This window comes from Candidatus Poriferisodalis sp. (assembly GCF_965203655.1).
Classification (GTDB): domain Bacteria; phylum Actinomycetota; class Acidimicrobiia; order Acidimicrobiales; family Poriferisodalaceae; genus Poriferisodalis.
Window position 1 is genome coordinate 161542 of the sequence record NZ_CBDBDD010000004.1, and the last position, 14949, is coordinate 176490.

Annotated in this window: 12 protein-coding genes; 8 read left to right on the plus strand and 4 right to left on the minus strand. The window is 66.7% G+C overall.

Annotated features, from left to right (window positions below; all coding sequences use genetic code 11):
- Positions 1-20: 20 nt before the first annotated feature.
- From ACOGW9_RS03515 to ACOGW9_RS03530, 4 genes are all read left to right on the plus strand, one after another.
- Positions 21-1409 carry an aromatic ring-hydroxylating oxygenase subunit alpha gene (locus ACOGW9_RS03515; RefSeq protein ID WP_419908420.1) on the plus strand — a complete coding sequence of 463 codons (1389 nt, stop codon included), beginning with the start codon at positions 21-23 and terminating at the stop codon, positions 1407-1409.
- A complete protein-coding gene (locus ACOGW9_RS03520) occupies positions 1406-1936 on the plus strand; it encodes a 3-phenylpropionate/cinnamic acid dioxygenase subunit beta (RefSeq protein WP_419908422.1) in 531 nt (176 codons plus the stop codon). The genes ACOGW9_RS03515 and ACOGW9_RS03520 overlap by 4 nt, the downstream gene beginning before the upstream one ends.
- Positions 1937-1970: 34 nt before the next feature.
- Positions 1971-2774: an SDR family oxidoreductase gene (locus tag ACOGW9_RS03525; RefSeq protein ID WP_419908424.1), complete on the plus strand. Its 804-nt coding sequence runs from the start codon at positions 1971-1973 to the stop codon at positions 2772-2774.
- An 82-nt stretch (positions 2775-2856) separates the two neighbouring features.
- The gene (locus ACOGW9_RS03530) at positions 2857-4338 is read left to right on the plus strand and encodes a 4-hydroxyphenylacetate 3-hydroxylase family protein (RefSeq protein ID WP_419908426.1); all 1482 of its coding nucleotides are present in this window, start codon (positions 2857-2859) and stop codon (positions 4336-4338) included.
- 4 nt (positions 4339-4342) lie between these two features.
- Here ACOGW9_RS03530 and ACOGW9_RS03535 read toward each other — a convergent pair whose 3' ends face one another.
- On the minus strand, positions 4343-5002 hold the full coding sequence (locus ACOGW9_RS03535; protein WP_419908428.1) for a TetR/AcrR family transcriptional regulator: 660 nt from the start codon (positions 5000-5002) through the stop codon (positions 4343-4345).
- Positions 5003-5136: 134 nt separating this feature from the next.
- On the opposite strand from ACOGW9_RS03535, the gene ACOGW9_RS03540 reads away from it, so the two are divergent.
- The gene (locus tag ACOGW9_RS03540) at positions 5137-5976 is read left to right on the plus strand and encodes a TauD/TfdA dioxygenase family protein (protein ID WP_419908430.1); all 840 of its coding nucleotides are present in this window, start codon (positions 5137-5139) and stop codon (positions 5974-5976) included.
- A gap of 86 nt (positions 5977-6062) precedes the next feature.
- Complete coding sequence (locus ACOGW9_RS03545; protein WP_419908432.1) at positions 6063-8324, plus strand: arylsulfatase; 2262 nt, start codon at positions 6063-6065, stop codon at positions 8322-8324.
- A gap of 6 nt (positions 8325-8330) precedes the next feature.
- Here ACOGW9_RS03545 and ACOGW9_RS03550 read toward each other — a convergent pair whose 3' ends face one another.
- The 3 genes from ACOGW9_RS03550 to ACOGW9_RS03560 all read right to left on the minus strand — a co-directional run bounded on the left by ACOGW9_RS03550 (position 8331) and on the right by ACOGW9_RS03560 (position 12742).
- Positions 8331-10214 carry an alkyl/aryl-sulfatase gene (locus ACOGW9_RS03550; RefSeq protein WP_419908434.1) on the minus strand — a complete coding sequence of 628 codons (1884 nt, stop codon included), beginning with the start codon at positions 10212-10214 and terminating at the stop codon, positions 8331-8333.
- Between the two features lie 43 nt (positions 10215-10257).
- Entirely contained in the window at positions 10258-11496 is a 1239-nt protein-coding gene (locus tag ACOGW9_RS03555; RefSeq protein ID WP_419908436.1) for a cytochrome P450, read from the minus strand.
- A 64-nt stretch (positions 11497-11560) separates the two neighbouring features.
- Positions 11561-12742: a helix-turn-helix domain-containing protein gene (locus tag ACOGW9_RS03560; RefSeq protein ID WP_419908438.1), complete on the minus strand. Its 1182-nt coding sequence runs from the start codon at positions 12740-12742 to the stop codon at positions 11561-11563.
- Positions 12743-12805: 63 nt separating this feature from the next.
- Here ACOGW9_RS03560 and ACOGW9_RS03565 point away from each other — a divergent pair, with 63 nt between their 5' ends.
- Entirely contained in the window at positions 12806-13651 is an 846-nt protein-coding gene (locus tag ACOGW9_RS03565) for a TauD/TfdA dioxygenase family protein (protein WP_419908440.1), read from the plus strand.
- 29 nt (positions 13652-13680) lie between these two features.
- The gene (locus tag ACOGW9_RS03570; RefSeq protein WP_419908442.1) at positions 13681-14907 is read left to right on the plus strand and encodes a cytochrome P450; all 1227 of its coding nucleotides are present in this window, start codon (positions 13681-13683) and stop codon (positions 14905-14907) included.
- Positions 14908-14949: the final 42 nt, after the last annotated feature.

Here is a 14949-nt window from a genome sequence, read left to right on the forward strand (position 1 = left end):
CTGACCGGAGAGGAGACGCCATGGCACCTGCCGAGCCCGACGGCATCGCCGACCTCACCGGCGCCGTGCGTCGAGGCCTCATTCCTGCCTATCTGTACAACGACGCCGAGGTGCACGAGCTGGAGCGCACCCGGCTGTTCGGCAGGTCGTGGAACTTCCTGGCCCACGAGTCCGAGATCGCGGAGCCCGACGACTATGTCGTGCGCAACATCGGCGACGACTCGTTCCTGGTGACCCGCGACAGCGACGGTCAGGTCCACGTGATGTTCAACATGTGCGTCCACCGGGGCATGCAGGTGTGCCGGGCCGAGCGCGGCAGCGCCCGCACGTTCCGCTGCCCGTACCACGCCTGGACCTACAAGAACGACGGCCAGCTCGCCGGTTTGCCCTTCCATGCAGATGCCTACGGCGGCGAAGCCGGATTCATCAAGGAAGGTCAGGCACTGCTGCGGGCGCCCTCGGTCGCGATCCGCAACGGCATGATCTTTGCCAGCCTCGACCCCGACGCTCCCGACTTCGAGAGCTGGCTGGGCGACTACGCGTTCTATCTCGACTTCTACACCGGCCAGAGCGCGGCGGGCATGGAGTTCCGCGGGCCGCAGCGATGGCGAGTCGAGGCCAACTGGAAGATCGGCGCTGAGAACTTCATGGGCGACAGCTACCACACGCCCCACACCCACGCGAGCGTCGTCGACATCGAGCTGTTCGGCGAGCCGAAGCCCTACAAGCGCAAGGAAGGCGTGCTGTGGCACGCCGGGCCCGGCGGCGGCACCACCTACAAGCTGCCGCCCGGCAGCGAATTCAGATCGGGCCTGGCCTACGTCGGCTATCCCGACGAGATGATCGACCGCATGGCCGCCACGCTGAGCCCCGCACAAAGAGCGCTCGTCGACGAGCCGGGCTTCATGCCGTCTGCCTCCACACTGTTCCCCAACCTCAGCTTCGTGCACAACTGGCCCCAGACCGATGCCGATGGGCGGATCACGCCGTTCATCTCCGTGCGACTGTGGCAGCCCGTCGGCCCGGGGGAGACCGAGGTGTACTCGTGGTTCTGCGTGGCGGCCGACGCGCCCGACGACTACAAGGCGGCGTCGTACAAGGCGTACCTGATGTGCTTCGGCTCGTCGGGCATGTTCGAGCAGGACGACGTCGAGAACTGGGTGTCGATCACCGCCATGGCACGCGGCTCGATGGCGCGGAACCTGCTGCTCAACAACCGCATGGGCCTGACGCTCGACGGCGATCCGATCGTGGACCAGTTCGAGGGCTTCGGCGGCCCGGGCACGGCCTACCAGGGCTTCGGCGAGCACAACCAGCGCCACTGGTTCTCGATGTGGGCTGACCTGGTGTCGCAGCCTGCGCCCGCCCGCCAGCCGATGGCCTTCGGCATGGGGGAGCAGCCGGCGTGAGCTCCGGGCGGAACCGGGCGCCGCTGCCCTACAGCGACGAGCGGCACCAGGCAGCCGCACAGTTCCTGACCGAAGAAGCACACCTGCTCGACACGTCCGACTTCGAGGCATGGCTGGGTTTGATGGACCCCGAGATTCGCTACCGCATGCCGGTGCGTGTCACGGCCGTCAAGGCCGCCGACGAGGCCGACGTGCAGACCATGCATCACTTCGACGAGGACTGGTACTCGCTGCGCAAGCGGGTGCAGCGATTCCAGACCGACTACGCGTGGACTGAGGACCCCCAGAGCCGCATCCGTCACCACGTCTCCAACGTGCGCACCTTCGAGGGCACCGGCGAGGAGCTGATCGTGGAGTCGGCGGTGTTGCTGTACCGCTCACGGGGCGACCGCACCGCCCCGAGCCTGCTGTCGGCGGGGCGGACCGACGTGCTGATCCCGACGGAGGAGGGCCTGCGCCTGCGCCGACGCGACATCGAGATCGACGAGTCGGTCCTGCGCACCCAGAATCTGGCGATCTTCCTGTGAAGCAGCCGTGTGACGCGTCCGAGAGAGACCCGCGATGAGCAGGCTGGCCGGCAACCGGGCGCTCATCATTGGGGCGGGGTCGGGCATCGGCCGGGGCGTCCACGATGCCTTCCTGGCCGAAGGTGCGAGCGTCGGCTCGCTCGAGATCGACCCGCACAAGTGCGAGTCGCTGGCCGCAGCATCGGCCGGACCGGCGATCTGCGGCGATGCCACCAGCGCGGACGCCAATGACACCGCCGTCGCCGCGATGGTGGACGCATTCGGGGGCATCGACACGCTGGTGAGCTGTGTCGGGCTGTTCGACTTCTACCTCGGGCTCGGCGAGCTGCCCCGAGATGCGCTCGATGATGCCTTTGCCGAGGTCATGGACGTCAACGTGCGCTCCATGCTGCTGGCCGTCCGCGCCGCGATCGAACCGCTGCGGGCAAGCCGCGGCTCGATCATCCTGACCGGCTCCACCAGCAGCTTCGTGCCGGGCCGCGGCGGGATCCTCTATGTGGCCAGCAAGTTCGCGGTGCGAGGCTGCGTGGAGTCGCTGGCCCACGAGCTGGCACCCGAAATCCGAGTCAACGGCGTAGCGCCCGGCGGCACCCACAGCACCGACCTGCGGGGCCTGCGCTCGCTGGTCCTGCACGATCGGTCGCTGGGATCCGAGCCCGACCGTGCCGAGTCGATCCGGCGGCGCAGCCGCCTCGGCGTCGCGCTCGGCCCGGCCGACCACGCCGAGTGCTACGTATTTCTGGCCTCAGAGGCTTCCCGCGGCATGACCGGCCGGTTCATCCACAGCGACGGCGGCGCCAACCTCCCCGCATCCACTCGGTCTCAGAAAACTGAGTAGCGTCAGTTCTTCGCGACGCCGCTGCGAATTCAAAGACGACGGCCGCCAGCGGCATCGCCGCTGACGTATCACGGGGGCAGACATGGGGATGAAGACCGGCGAGGAATACCTCTCGTCGCTGGCCGATGGGCGGCGGGTCTACCACGACGGCCACCTCGTGACCGACGCATCGACCGAACCGGGCCTGCGCACGACGGCGCTCACCGTGGCGCAGTACTACGACATGCAGAACATTCCCGAGCTCGAGGACACGGTCACCTACGAGACCCCCGACGGAGATCGCGCCCACCTGTCGTTCATCGAGCCGCGCTCGGTCGACGACCTGCGCCGGCGGGCAGCGGCCTATGGCGTGTGGGCGGAGGTGACCGGCGGTCTGATGGGCCGGGCACCGGATTACATGAACGCCTGCATGATGGCGCTGGGCAACACCGGTCACATCTGGGGGATGAACGACGAGCGGTTCGCCCGCAACGCCTATGAGACTTACCTGCACTGCCGCCGCAATGACATCTGCATGACCCACACGTTCGTCAACCCGATGACCGACCGGTTCACGCCGTTCGCCGAGCAGGAGAAGTTCGTCAACGCCGGCATCGTCGACACCAACAACGACGGCGTCATCGTGACCGGCGCACGCATGGTCGGCACGCTCGCCCCGTTCTGCGAGGAGAACCTGAGCTTCGGCGCACCGCTGGGCCTCGAAGGCAACGGCGACGAGATCTACGCGCTCGGCTTCACCTGCAAGGTCAACCACCCGAGTCTCAAGTGGATGTGCCGGGACAAGCTCGACCCTGAGCGGTCTCACTATGACCGTCCCCTGACCGGCCGCTTCGAGGAGATGGACGCGCTCGCCATCTGGGAGGAAGCACTCATCCCGTGGGAGAACGTGTTCATCTGCAAGGACATTGAGCCGCACAACCTGTCGATTCCCGGCATGAAGTTCTTCCAGTCGCTGGGCCATCACGTCGTGGTGAAGAACGTGGCCAAGACGCGCTTCCTGTTCGGCCTGGCGCACCTGATGGCGGAGTCGTCGCAGATCTCGCAGTTCGTGAACGTGCAGGACCGCCTCGGCGACATCCTCATGTGGCTGCACACCATGGAATCGCTCGCCATTGCGGCAGTCGAGGGCGCCGAGCTGAATCCCGCCAACGGCCTGTACTACGCCAACGAGAGCGCCATCCAGGCGGCGCTGCGGCTGTATCCCGAGGTGTACCCCCGCATCATCGACCACATCATCCAGCTCGGCGGCGGCGGTTATGTCTCGCTGCCCCAGGAGGCGACCTTGGAGATGGCCGAGCTGGCGATCGACCGCTATTACCAGGGAGTCAGCCAGGAAGGCAAGGACAAGGTCGCGCTGTTCCGGATGGCGTGGGACATCTGCGGCACCGGCTGGGGCGGCCGCCAAGAGCTCTACGAGCGGTTCTTCTTCGGCGACACCCAGCGGATGAAGGGCCTCAACTACCAATTCTACGACAAGGACGAGGCCGTGAAGATGGTGTCGCGGATCCTCCAGCCGCCCCAGGGCACCGAGCGGCTCCCGTGGCCGGACTGGTCCGTCGGCTGAGCGGTCAGGCCTTGGGCGTCAATCCCCACAGCGCGACGCTGACGCTCTCTTGCAACTGGAGCACCATGTCGTCGTAGTCGAGCCGATCGGTGACGAGACGCCGCATAAGCACCTGCCACTGTGCATAAAGGTTGTGGGCGAGCATCATCTTGGAAACGTCGGCGTCGAGCTTGCCGTTTGCGCTCGCTGCACTGAGCACCGATGAAAGTCCGCTCAGAAACCAGTCGGTGAACTCTTCCACGCCGACGCGTCCCGAATCGCTGACGAAAGGAAGCTCCTTGAAGAACGAGCGAGCGAGGCGGCGATCCGCCCTGTGGTGGTCGGTGACATGCATCAGCAACGTCATGATCTGGCTGTCGGCGTCGGTCGAGGGGTCGACGAGGTCGAAGGCCTCCCGCCAGGCATCGCCCGCTACGTTCACGAATGCGCTGACCAGCAGGTCCTCCTTGGACTCCACGTAGAGGTAGAGCGTCCCGGCACCGATCCCCGCAGCCGACGCAATCTCAGCCGTGGTGGTGTCGTCGAAGCCTTTCTCCTGGAACAGCGCCGTGGCTGCAGCCACGATGCGCCTCCGCTTGTCGAGCTTGTTCCGCTCGCGCTTGCCCAACTCGGTCTCATCGAAGACGGCGTCAGCTCTCAGGATCGGGGCGTCAGCAATGGACATCGCCGTACAACGCTAGCCGCACCAAAATCGGTGCCTCTCCAGCGGGAATCGCCCCGAGCCGGCGCTGCCGCGCAGTTGCAATCGGCTAGAGCCGTCGTTTGACGGCAGGGGGTGTTCTCGGTAGACCATCACCTATGGGGATCGACATCGAACCGACTGGCGCTGCGCTTGGGGCGTTCGTGTCAGGCCTGGAACTGGGCAAGCTCGACCCGGAGGAATCTGCCACTGTGATCGAGGCGCTCGGCGAGCACGGGGTGCTGTTCTTCCGGGATCAGGACGTGGCGCCCGAAGGGCACATCGCATTCGCTGAGTCGCTCGGCGAGATCGACGTCAACGCGTACTTCTCGCCGAATGAGACCTATCCGCAGATTGCGGAGGTGCGCACCCGCCCGGAGAACACCTACGTGATCGGCGAGGCCTGGCACACCGATCATTCCTACGAGGAAGCCCCTGCCCTTGGCTCGATCCTCGTCGCCCGACAGTTGCCGACGAGCGGCGGCGACACGGCGTTCAGCTCGATGTACGCCGCCTACGACGCATTGTCCGACGGCATGAAGGAGACGCTGCGGGGCCTGCGAGCGGTGCATTCGTCCTACGAGGCGTTCGGCGTCGGCCTGTCGAAGCTGCCCGAGGCGGAGCGCTCCGAGCGGTTCAAGGACGGCTTCCACTTCGGGCCTGATGTCGTGCATCCGGTGGTGATCTCCCACCCGGTGAGCGGTCGCCCGGTGCTGTATGTCAACCGCTCGTTCACGACGCGCATCGACGGGTGGACGGCGGCCGAGAGCCGACCCCTGCTGGAGTTCCTGTTCGAGCACGGTTCGAGCGTCGAGTTCACCTATCGGTTCCGTTGGGAGCCCGGCTCGGTCGCCATGTGGGACAACCGCTGCACCTGGCACAAGGCGCTCAACGACTACCGCGGGCAGACCCGTTTGATGCACCGCATCACGGTGAAGGGCTGCCCGATCGCAGCTTGAGGTGTGAGCCGCTGCTGGCATCCGCTGCTGGCCGCGTCGCACCGCATGAGACGCCGCCGCGAGAGCGTGCCTGCTAGACGAAGGCGATGCGCGACCGTGAACGCCCTGGAACTACCGCCGCAGAACTGAGCCCGCACTGGGAACCCAGCCCTGCACCGCCCGACGGCGCGCCCAACGTCGTGGTGATCGTCTTCGACGACACCGGATTCGCGCACCTCGGCTGCTACGGCAGCGACATCGACACGCCGAACATCGACCGGCTGGCTGCAGGCGGTCTGCGATACACCAACTTCCACACGACTGCACTGTGCTCGCCGACACGGGCCTGCCTGCTCAGCGGTCGCAACCATCACTCGGTGGGCATGCGGTTCCTGTCGAACGTCGACACCGGATTCTCGAACTGCCGCGGCGTGATCGCGCCGTCGGCAGCCACCTTCGCCGAAGTGCTCTCCAGTTACGGCTACGCGACATTCGCCTTGGGCAAATGGCACCTCGCCAACCTCGCGGACTGCGGCCCGGCGGGCCCGTTCGATCATTGGCCGCTGGGCCGCGGCTTCGACCGCTTCTACGGCTTCCTGGGCGGGGCAACCGACCAGTTCTCGCCTGAGCTCGTCATCGACAATCACCCGGTGGACCCGCCGAGCACGCCCGGCTATCACCTGTCCGAGGACCTTGTCGACCAGGCGATCTCGATGATCGCTGCGCAGCAGGCCACTGCGCCGTCGCGCAGGTTCCTGACATACCTCGCATTCGGAGCGACGCACTCGCCGCATCAAGCGCCGCAGGCCTACCTGGACAAGTACCGGGGCCGCTACGACGACGGCTGGGACGTGACGCGGGCGCGCTGGTTCGAACGCCAGCTGCAGCTGGGCATCGTCCCTGCGGATGCCGAGTTGTCGCCGCGGAACCCCGGAGTGCAGGCATGGAACGAACTTGACGACGACCAACGACTGCTGTATTGCCGCATGCAGGAGACCTTCGCTGCGTTCCTGGATCACACCGACGATCAGATCGGCCGGCTCGTCGACTACCTGGAGGGCACGGATCTGCTCGACGGCACCCTCATCATGCTGCTGTCCGACAACGGTGCCTCCCAGGAGGGCGGCCGACACGGCCTGACCAACGAGAACATCTTCTTCAATCGCCAGCGGCTCAGCGTCGCCGACATGGTGCCGTTCGCGGACCAGATCGGCGGCCCCAACCTCTACAACAACTACCCGTGGGGCTGGGCACAGGCCGGCAACACGCCGCTTCGCTTCTACAAGCAGAACACCTACGAGGGCGGCATCCGCGACCCGCTGATCGTGCACTGGCCAGCTGGCATCGACGATGCCGGGGGGATCCGTGATCAGTACCACCACGTCATCGACGTGATGCCGACGATCCTCGACGTGGTCGGGGTCGAAGCGCCCCAGATGCACAACGGTGTGCCGCAGCAGCCCGTCGAAGGCATCTCGATGCTCCCCACGTTCGCAGCCACGAATGCAGATGCCCCGTCGTCTCGGTCCACGCAGTACTACGAGATGCTCGGCCACCGGGCCGTGTACCACGACGGCTGGAAAGCGGTGACGTTGCACCGCCAAGGGACGCCATTCGGCGAGGACGAGTGGGCGCTCTACGACACGCGCAGCGATTTCGCCGAGATCCATGACCTGTCCGAGACGCACTCCGACAAGCTGCGCGAGCTGATCGAGCTGTGGTGGGACGAGGCCGCCACCTACAACGTGCTGCCGCTCGATGACCGGGGGGTGGAGCTGTTCGTACTGCGTCGGCCCGGCCCCGAGGCCTCGGCGACCCGGCTGCGCTACCCGGCCGGCATGCCGCACCTAGAGCGCTTCAAGTGCCCCGATGTGCGGAACCGCTCGTTCGAGATCGCAGCTTCGGCCGATACCGCGACAGGCACCGACGGGGTGCTGGTGGCCTACGGCTCACGCACGGGCGGGATGGTGCTGTGGGTCGCCGATGGGCTGCTGTGCTTCGAATACAACTACCTTGGGCGTCCGACCGGGATCAGGGCCAGCGAGCCGGTGCCGCTCGGCGACGTCGAGTTGGGCGTCCGCTACACGAAGACCGCCGAGCATGCCGGCACAGCCACCCTGTGGCAGCGCGCCGGCGACGGGCCCGTGCAGGAACTTGGATCTGTCGACCTCGAGACGATGCCGTACCGGCAGTCACTGTACGGAATGGACATAGGGCGCGACCTCGGGCCCACGGTGAGCGCCGCCTACGTCGGGCCGAACGAGTTCCAGGGCACCCTGCTGCACGTGGAGTTCCGCTTGGAGAACGACCGCGACGATCTGCGCGCCGCAGCCGCGGTCGAAGCCGAGAACGCGCTGGTCGACCAGTAGGCCCGCTCAGGGCTCGATCAGACGTGCCGTGGTGAACACAGTCAGGCTCCCCAGCAGAGACTTCAGCAGGGCTCGGTCGCCGGTGATCTCGGCATCGTCGAGCGCGCTGGCGTCGTTGAGTGCAGCGAAGAGCGTGGCCCGGTCGGTGCGGACCGAGGCGGCGGCATCGGGGTCAACCGTTCCGGCCCGGTGATGCACAGCGGAACGGCCGATACCGAGCACGTGATCCTCGCCTAGGTCGGTGAAGCGGAAGTTGAACGTGACCGGCCCCGCATCGAAGGCGTCGGGATCGAACCGTACGCCGATCACGTCGAACAGGTGCCCGGCATCCATGGCTTGGGACATGTCGCGGGTGGGCACGCGTCCCCAGTCGGGAGTGCCTTCGCGCAGTTCCTTCGCGCCCATCAGGTAGGCGTTGCGCCAGGTCGCCGACTCCGACTGGTAGCCGAGCTGCTCGAGCGCGTCGGCCTGCAGGGTGCGCGCCTCGCGGTTCGCCGGGTCGGCGAACACCACGTGGTTGACCACCTGGGCCACCCAGCGGTACTCACCGCGCTCGTAGCACTCGCGGGCCTTGGTCAGTACTGCACTTGCGCCGCCCATGAACTCGACGTAGTTGACGCCCGCGTCGGCCGGCGGCAGCGGATTGAGGTTGGCCGGGTTGCCGTCGTACCAGCCGAGGTAGCGGTTGTATACCGAGCGACAGTTGTGCGACACCGTGCCGTAGTAGCCCTGCACGTGCGATTCGCTGAACTCGGCCGGCAGCCGCAGCCGGGCGGCGATCTCGGTCGGCCGCAGCCCCTGGTTGGCCAAGCGCATCGTCTGGTCGTGCATCCAGCGGTAGAGGTCGCGCTGCATCGACAGGAAGCTCCGCACGTCGGCGTTGCCGAACCGGGGCCAATGGTGGCTGGCGAACATGACGTCGGTGTCGTCGCCCCACAGTTCGAGCGCCTCGCCGATGTACTTGCTCCATGCCAGCGCGTCCCGGGTCTGCGCACCCCGGATCGGGTAGAGGTTGTGCATCGTGTGCGTGCAGTTCTCGGCCATGCACAGCAGGTTCTTGTCGGGGAAGAAGAAGTTCATCTCCGCCGGCGCTTCGGCATCTGGCGTGTTCTGGAACACGATCCGGATACCGCTGAGCTCGCGCTCCTCCCCAGTGCGGGTGATGACGTCGGTGGGCGCCAGCAGGTCCGATCGGGCGAGACCCATCGCCGAGCCCAGGCCGCAGTCGACGTGACCCAACGGCCCAGGCGGCAGCAGTGGCCCGAACTGGTACGCCGCCCGCCTGCCCATGATCGGCCCGGCGATGACGAACTCGCTGACCACCTCTTCGAGGAACCCGTCCGGCGCAACGATCTCCACGTCGCCGCTGGCCACAGCTTCGGCATCTGTCACGCCGAGCACCCCGCCGAAGTGGTCTGCGTGGGAATGCGTATAGATGATCGCCCGCACCGGTCGGGCACCCAGCGTGTTGTTGGCGAGATCCAGTGCAGCGGCGGCCGAGGGCCGCGTCGTCAGGGGATCGATGATCAGCCAGCCATCGGAACCCGCCAAGAACGTGATGTTGGCAATGTCGTAACCGCGCACCTGCCAGACGCCGTCGGCCACCTCGAACAGTCCGTGATGAACGTTGAGCCGTGCCTGCCGCCACAGGCTCGGGTGCACCGATGGTGGCGCCTCAGTTGATTCGTTGACGAAGGCGTGCCGGGCCACATCGAACACGACGTGGTCGCCCATCAAGACGCGACCGTCGTCAATCTGGGCGATGAGTCCACGGGAAGCCCGCTCGAAGTCGCCCGGGTCGTCGAATGAGACGACCGCTGCGCTGTTGGCCGCGGCCGTGACCTCCGACGGCTCCCCCGGTCTCGCCGTGTCGGCCTCGCCAGCAGTCACGCCGATGTCCGCTCGCTCAGAACCGCTGCCGGAGTCCGACGACTCAACCGGCGGCGGGGAAGCGGATCGGCAGGTAGCGAGGACCGCGCACCTGCCCGCCGGCCCAGGTGACCTCGTCAGGCTCGCTCACCTCGAAATCGGGAATCCGCCTGAACCAGGTCCGCAGCGCGATGTCCATCTCGAGTCGGGCCAGGTTGGACCCGGCGCAGCGGTGGATGCCCGCGCCGAAAGCGACGTGCCGGTTGTGGGGACGGTCCAGAATCACCTCGTCGGGACGGTCGAACACCTCGGGGTCACGGTTCGCGCCGGGGAAGTTCATCAGCACCTTGCTGCCTGCGGGGATGGTCACGCCACCGTAGGACACGTCTTCGGTGGCCCGGCGCCCCATGGTGACCGGGGCATAGAAGCGCAGCAACTCTTCGATGGCCGTCGGCCACAGCTCCGGCCCGGCCACCATGCGCTCGCGGTCCGCGGGATGCGTGCCGAAATGCCACAGCGCCGAGCCGATCGAGCTCCAGGTGGTGTCGATGCCCGCGATGAGCTGCAGGTTGAGCATGCCCACCACCATGACCGGATCGATCGGGTTGCCCTGGTGGTCCGTCCCGGCGAGCAGCGCCGAGACGAACCCGTCGTCGGGCTCAGCCCGCTTCTCCTCGACGACTTCGTAGAAGAACCCCCGGATCACCTTGCGGTACTTAATGCGGAGCTGGGGATCGGTGAGCCCCAGCTCCAGCAGGCAGCGCACCCAGTGCGTGAACTCTTCCACTCGGCTCTCGTCGATTCCCAGCAGGTGGGCGATGACCCGCGGCGGGATCTGCTGGGCGTACTGACCGGCGCCATCGGCCTTGCCGGCATCGATGAAGTCGTCGATCAGGCGATCCGCGAGTTCTTGGGTGTAGTCGCGGTGCGCCTCGACGGCCTTGGGCGAGAAATGCGGCAGCAGCAGCCGGCGGGTCCAGCCGTGGATGGGCGGGTCTTCCGAGATCGGTGCGGCGTTGGTGCCGTACTTCTCGAACGTCGGGTCCGACAGAAGATCCTCGATCACTTCCGGCGGCGGGGAGGTCACCAAGGGGTCGCTGCTCGACAGCTCGGGCACCATCTTGGACATCGCCTGCACGTCCTCATAGCGGGTCGGCAGGAACGAGCCGCCCCAGCGCTCCGTGTGAGCGATGGGGCAACGGCCTCGCAGCTCCTCCCACACCGGCGCGGGATCGCGTACGTAGCCGGGGTCGAAGATGTCGTAGTCGGTCTCCCAGTCTTCGACGGGGGCGGTGTCGGTCATCGGGGGCTCCTTTTTCGGGTGCGGATTCAGTTCTTCGGGAGGTTTCTGAAGGGGGCCTCGGGTGTCACGAGCTTGGATACTCTTCGAAGTTCAGCAGCCTCGCGAGCACGCCCGCAGCGTATTGCTCGAGATCTTCCAGTCTGCGACCCAGCGCGGCCCCGAGCAGCGGCTCAAACAGCGACCAAGCGAGCTGAGTGGCCGCGACGATGAGATAGCGACAGCGCGCGGACGGCCCGGGCTCGCCATGACGCATGCGATGGCGGGCGAGCAGGGCACTCACCACGGGGAAGTGGTCGTCCGCGAGCGCCAATTTGGCATCGAGCGCGACTCGGGTCAGTGCACGGACGTAGCCCGGGTGAGCTCGCATCGAGAAAAAGTCCGGCATCGAATCCGGGCCTGACTCGGCCGCATAGAACTCGTCGCGAATCTGGCGTGACGCATGCTCGAGCACTTCGGCGGCCGAGCCGAAGTAGTGGTGGATCAGCCCGTAATTCACGCCCGCCCGGGCGGCCAGCTGGCGCCCGGAGATGGCCGCTGGGGTGCGATCGGCCAGCAGTTCCACGCCTGCGGCTACCAGGCGCGCTTCGACCTCGGCGCGGCCCCGCCCCGCGGTGAGCGAGGCTGGGCGTGACCCGCGAGCCCGCACCGGCCGCGGCGCGAGGTCACTTCCTGCGAAGGGACCCCTGCCGGCGTGCAGGCGTTCGATCGTCGTCACCAGCTCGCGATCGACGAGGTCTGCGTGATCGTCCAGCGTCGCGGAGCGCGTCAGCGACGTGCGGTGGATGCACACGCCGAGCTGCATCGAGCAGGACAGCGCCACCAGCGTGGCTCGGGCGGTGGCATCCAGTTCTGGACGGAGGATCTGCAGGCCGCTGGAGTACCGCTCGACGATGGGGTTCTGGGGCCGCAGCGTCAGCGCGGCCTCGTCGAGCTGGATGTTGGCCAGGACACGCACGAACGACTCGTGGCGCACAACCACGCCCGGTGTGGGCACCAGGGCACCGGGCGGGAAGGCATCGTCGAGGTAGGCGTCTCCCAGCCGGTCGAGCACTTGGCGGCAGAGTTCGCGCTTGGAGCCGAAGTGGCGGTGGATCTGCGCGTAGTTGACGCCCGCGGCTGCTGCGATGCGACGGCCAGAGACCGCCGAAGGAGGCTCCTGAGTGAGCAGTTCGGTGGTTGCACCGAGCAGTGCCGTTGCGGGGTGCGGTCCCGCCGCGTCGACGGGCGCCGCGTCGAGTGCAGCCACATGGCTAATCTAGGCGCGCAGGGCGACGGCGCTGCGCCCAGCGAGCCGCGAAGGAGACCGAGCATGCGTATCAACGCCGTGCAGCCGAAGGACTACAACCGCATCCGGGTCGAGCCGCTGACCGGCACGATCGGCGCCGAGATCCCCGATGTCGACCTGCGTGAGCTCGACGACGAGCTGATCGCCGAACTGCACGATGCCTGGATGGACCACAAGGTGCTGTTCTTCCGCGACCAGGACCTGACCCAAGCCCAGCATGTGGCGTACGGGCGGGCATACGGCGAGCTGGAGGTCCATCCCTTCACGCTGAATGTCGAAGAGCACCCCGAGATCATCGTGCTCGAATCCACAGCCGAGAAGTTCCAGGCCGCCGAGACCTGGCACTCCGACGTCACCTTCCGGGAGTGCCCCCCGCTGGGCTCGGTGCTGTTCGGCCGCCTCGTCCCGCCGCACGGCGGCGACACGTGCTGGGCAAACATGGAACTCGCCTACGAGCAGCTTCCCGACGAAGTCAAGGAGCAGATCGAAGGGCGCTATGCCATCCATTCCTATGTGAAGGCATTCGGCAGGTTCATGAGCGAGGCCGAGCGGGCCGAGACGGCCGAGCGGTTCCCCGACCAGAAGCACCCGATCGTGCGCACGCACCCGGTGACCGGCCGCAAGAGCCTCTATGTGAACCGGACGTTCACTCTCACCATCGACGGGATGTCGCCCGACGAGTGTCGTGACCTTCGGTATCTGCTCTACGACCAGGCCAGCACGCCGGAGTTCCAATGCCGGTTCCGCTGGCGTCCGGGGTCAATCGCCCAGTGGGACAACCGTTGCACCCAGCACTATGCGGTGCCCGACCACGGCGGTCTGCATCGCCGGATGGAGCGGGTCACACTGGCCGGCGATCGCCCCGTCTGATCGGTTGACCCGGGTAACGGCGCACCGCGATGACCTACACCGACGACTCGATTACCGATGATGCGACTTCGGCCATCCCGCCAGTCATGGATTTCGCCACCGACTGGGACTTCAACGACCCCGCCTGGGTGAACGACCCGTTCCCTATCTGGGACGACCTGCGCGAACGATGCCCGATGGCCCATTCGGAGCGCTTCAACGAGGGGGTGTGGCTGCCGTTGCAGTACGACGACATCGTCGGTATCGCAAACGACACTGCCACGTTCTCCAACGTCCATCACGGCATTCGCCGCGGCGGGACCGTGGAGCGGGGCTTCTTCCCGCCGATCAACAGCGATCCGCCTGACCACATGGAGATCCGCCGCACGCTGCTGCCGTTCTTTGCACCCAAGCGCATCGAGGGCTGGCGCAGCCACATTGCCGCTGACTGCGAGGTACGGGCCGCCGCCATTGCCAAGCGGGGTCACGGCGACGCGGCCGTCGATTACAGCCAGCACATTCCGGTCGGCGCTATCGCAGCCATCTTGGGCATCGATCCTGCCGATGGCGACAAGTTCCGCGCCTGGATCTTCGACCTCCTCGCCGTCGGGCCCAGCGACGGCGCCGTAGTGCTGCAGGCGATCATCGAGGTGCGCGAGTACATGGCCAAGGTCATGGCTGAGCGGCGGGCGGTGCCCGGCGATGATCTGATCAGCCACTTGGTCACGACCGAGATGGGCGGCGAGCCGTTGCCGGACGACCTCATCGAGCGGATGCTGGTGCTGCAGCTCGTCGCGGGCATCGACACCACCTGGAGCTCGATCGGTGCAGCGCTGTGGCACTTGGCCAACCACGACGACGACCGCCGCAGGCTCGTCGCCGAACCCGAGCTGCTGCCCACTGCAATGGAGGAGTTCCTCCGGGCGTACGCGCCAGTGAACGTCGCCCGGCGGGTCACCGCCAACACCGAGGTGAATGGCGTCGAGATGAAAGCGGGGGATCACGTCATGATGACGTTCCCCATCGGGTGCCGCGATCCCGAACGGTTCGAGCGGGCCGACGAGGTCGTGATCGACCGCGACGAGAACCGCCATATCGCTTTCGGGGCCGGCATTCACCGCTGCATCGGCTCGAACCTGGCCCGCCTTGAGATGGAGATTGCGCTCGAGACCTGGCTGCGGCACATCCCGGAGTTCTCGATCGCTCGAGGGGCTGAGGTCATCTGGTCCACCGGCCAGATCCGCGGACCGAGGTCGATCCCCATCGTTGTCGATTGACAATCGTTACGAAATCGTCGCGTCTCGGGACGCGCGGCACCT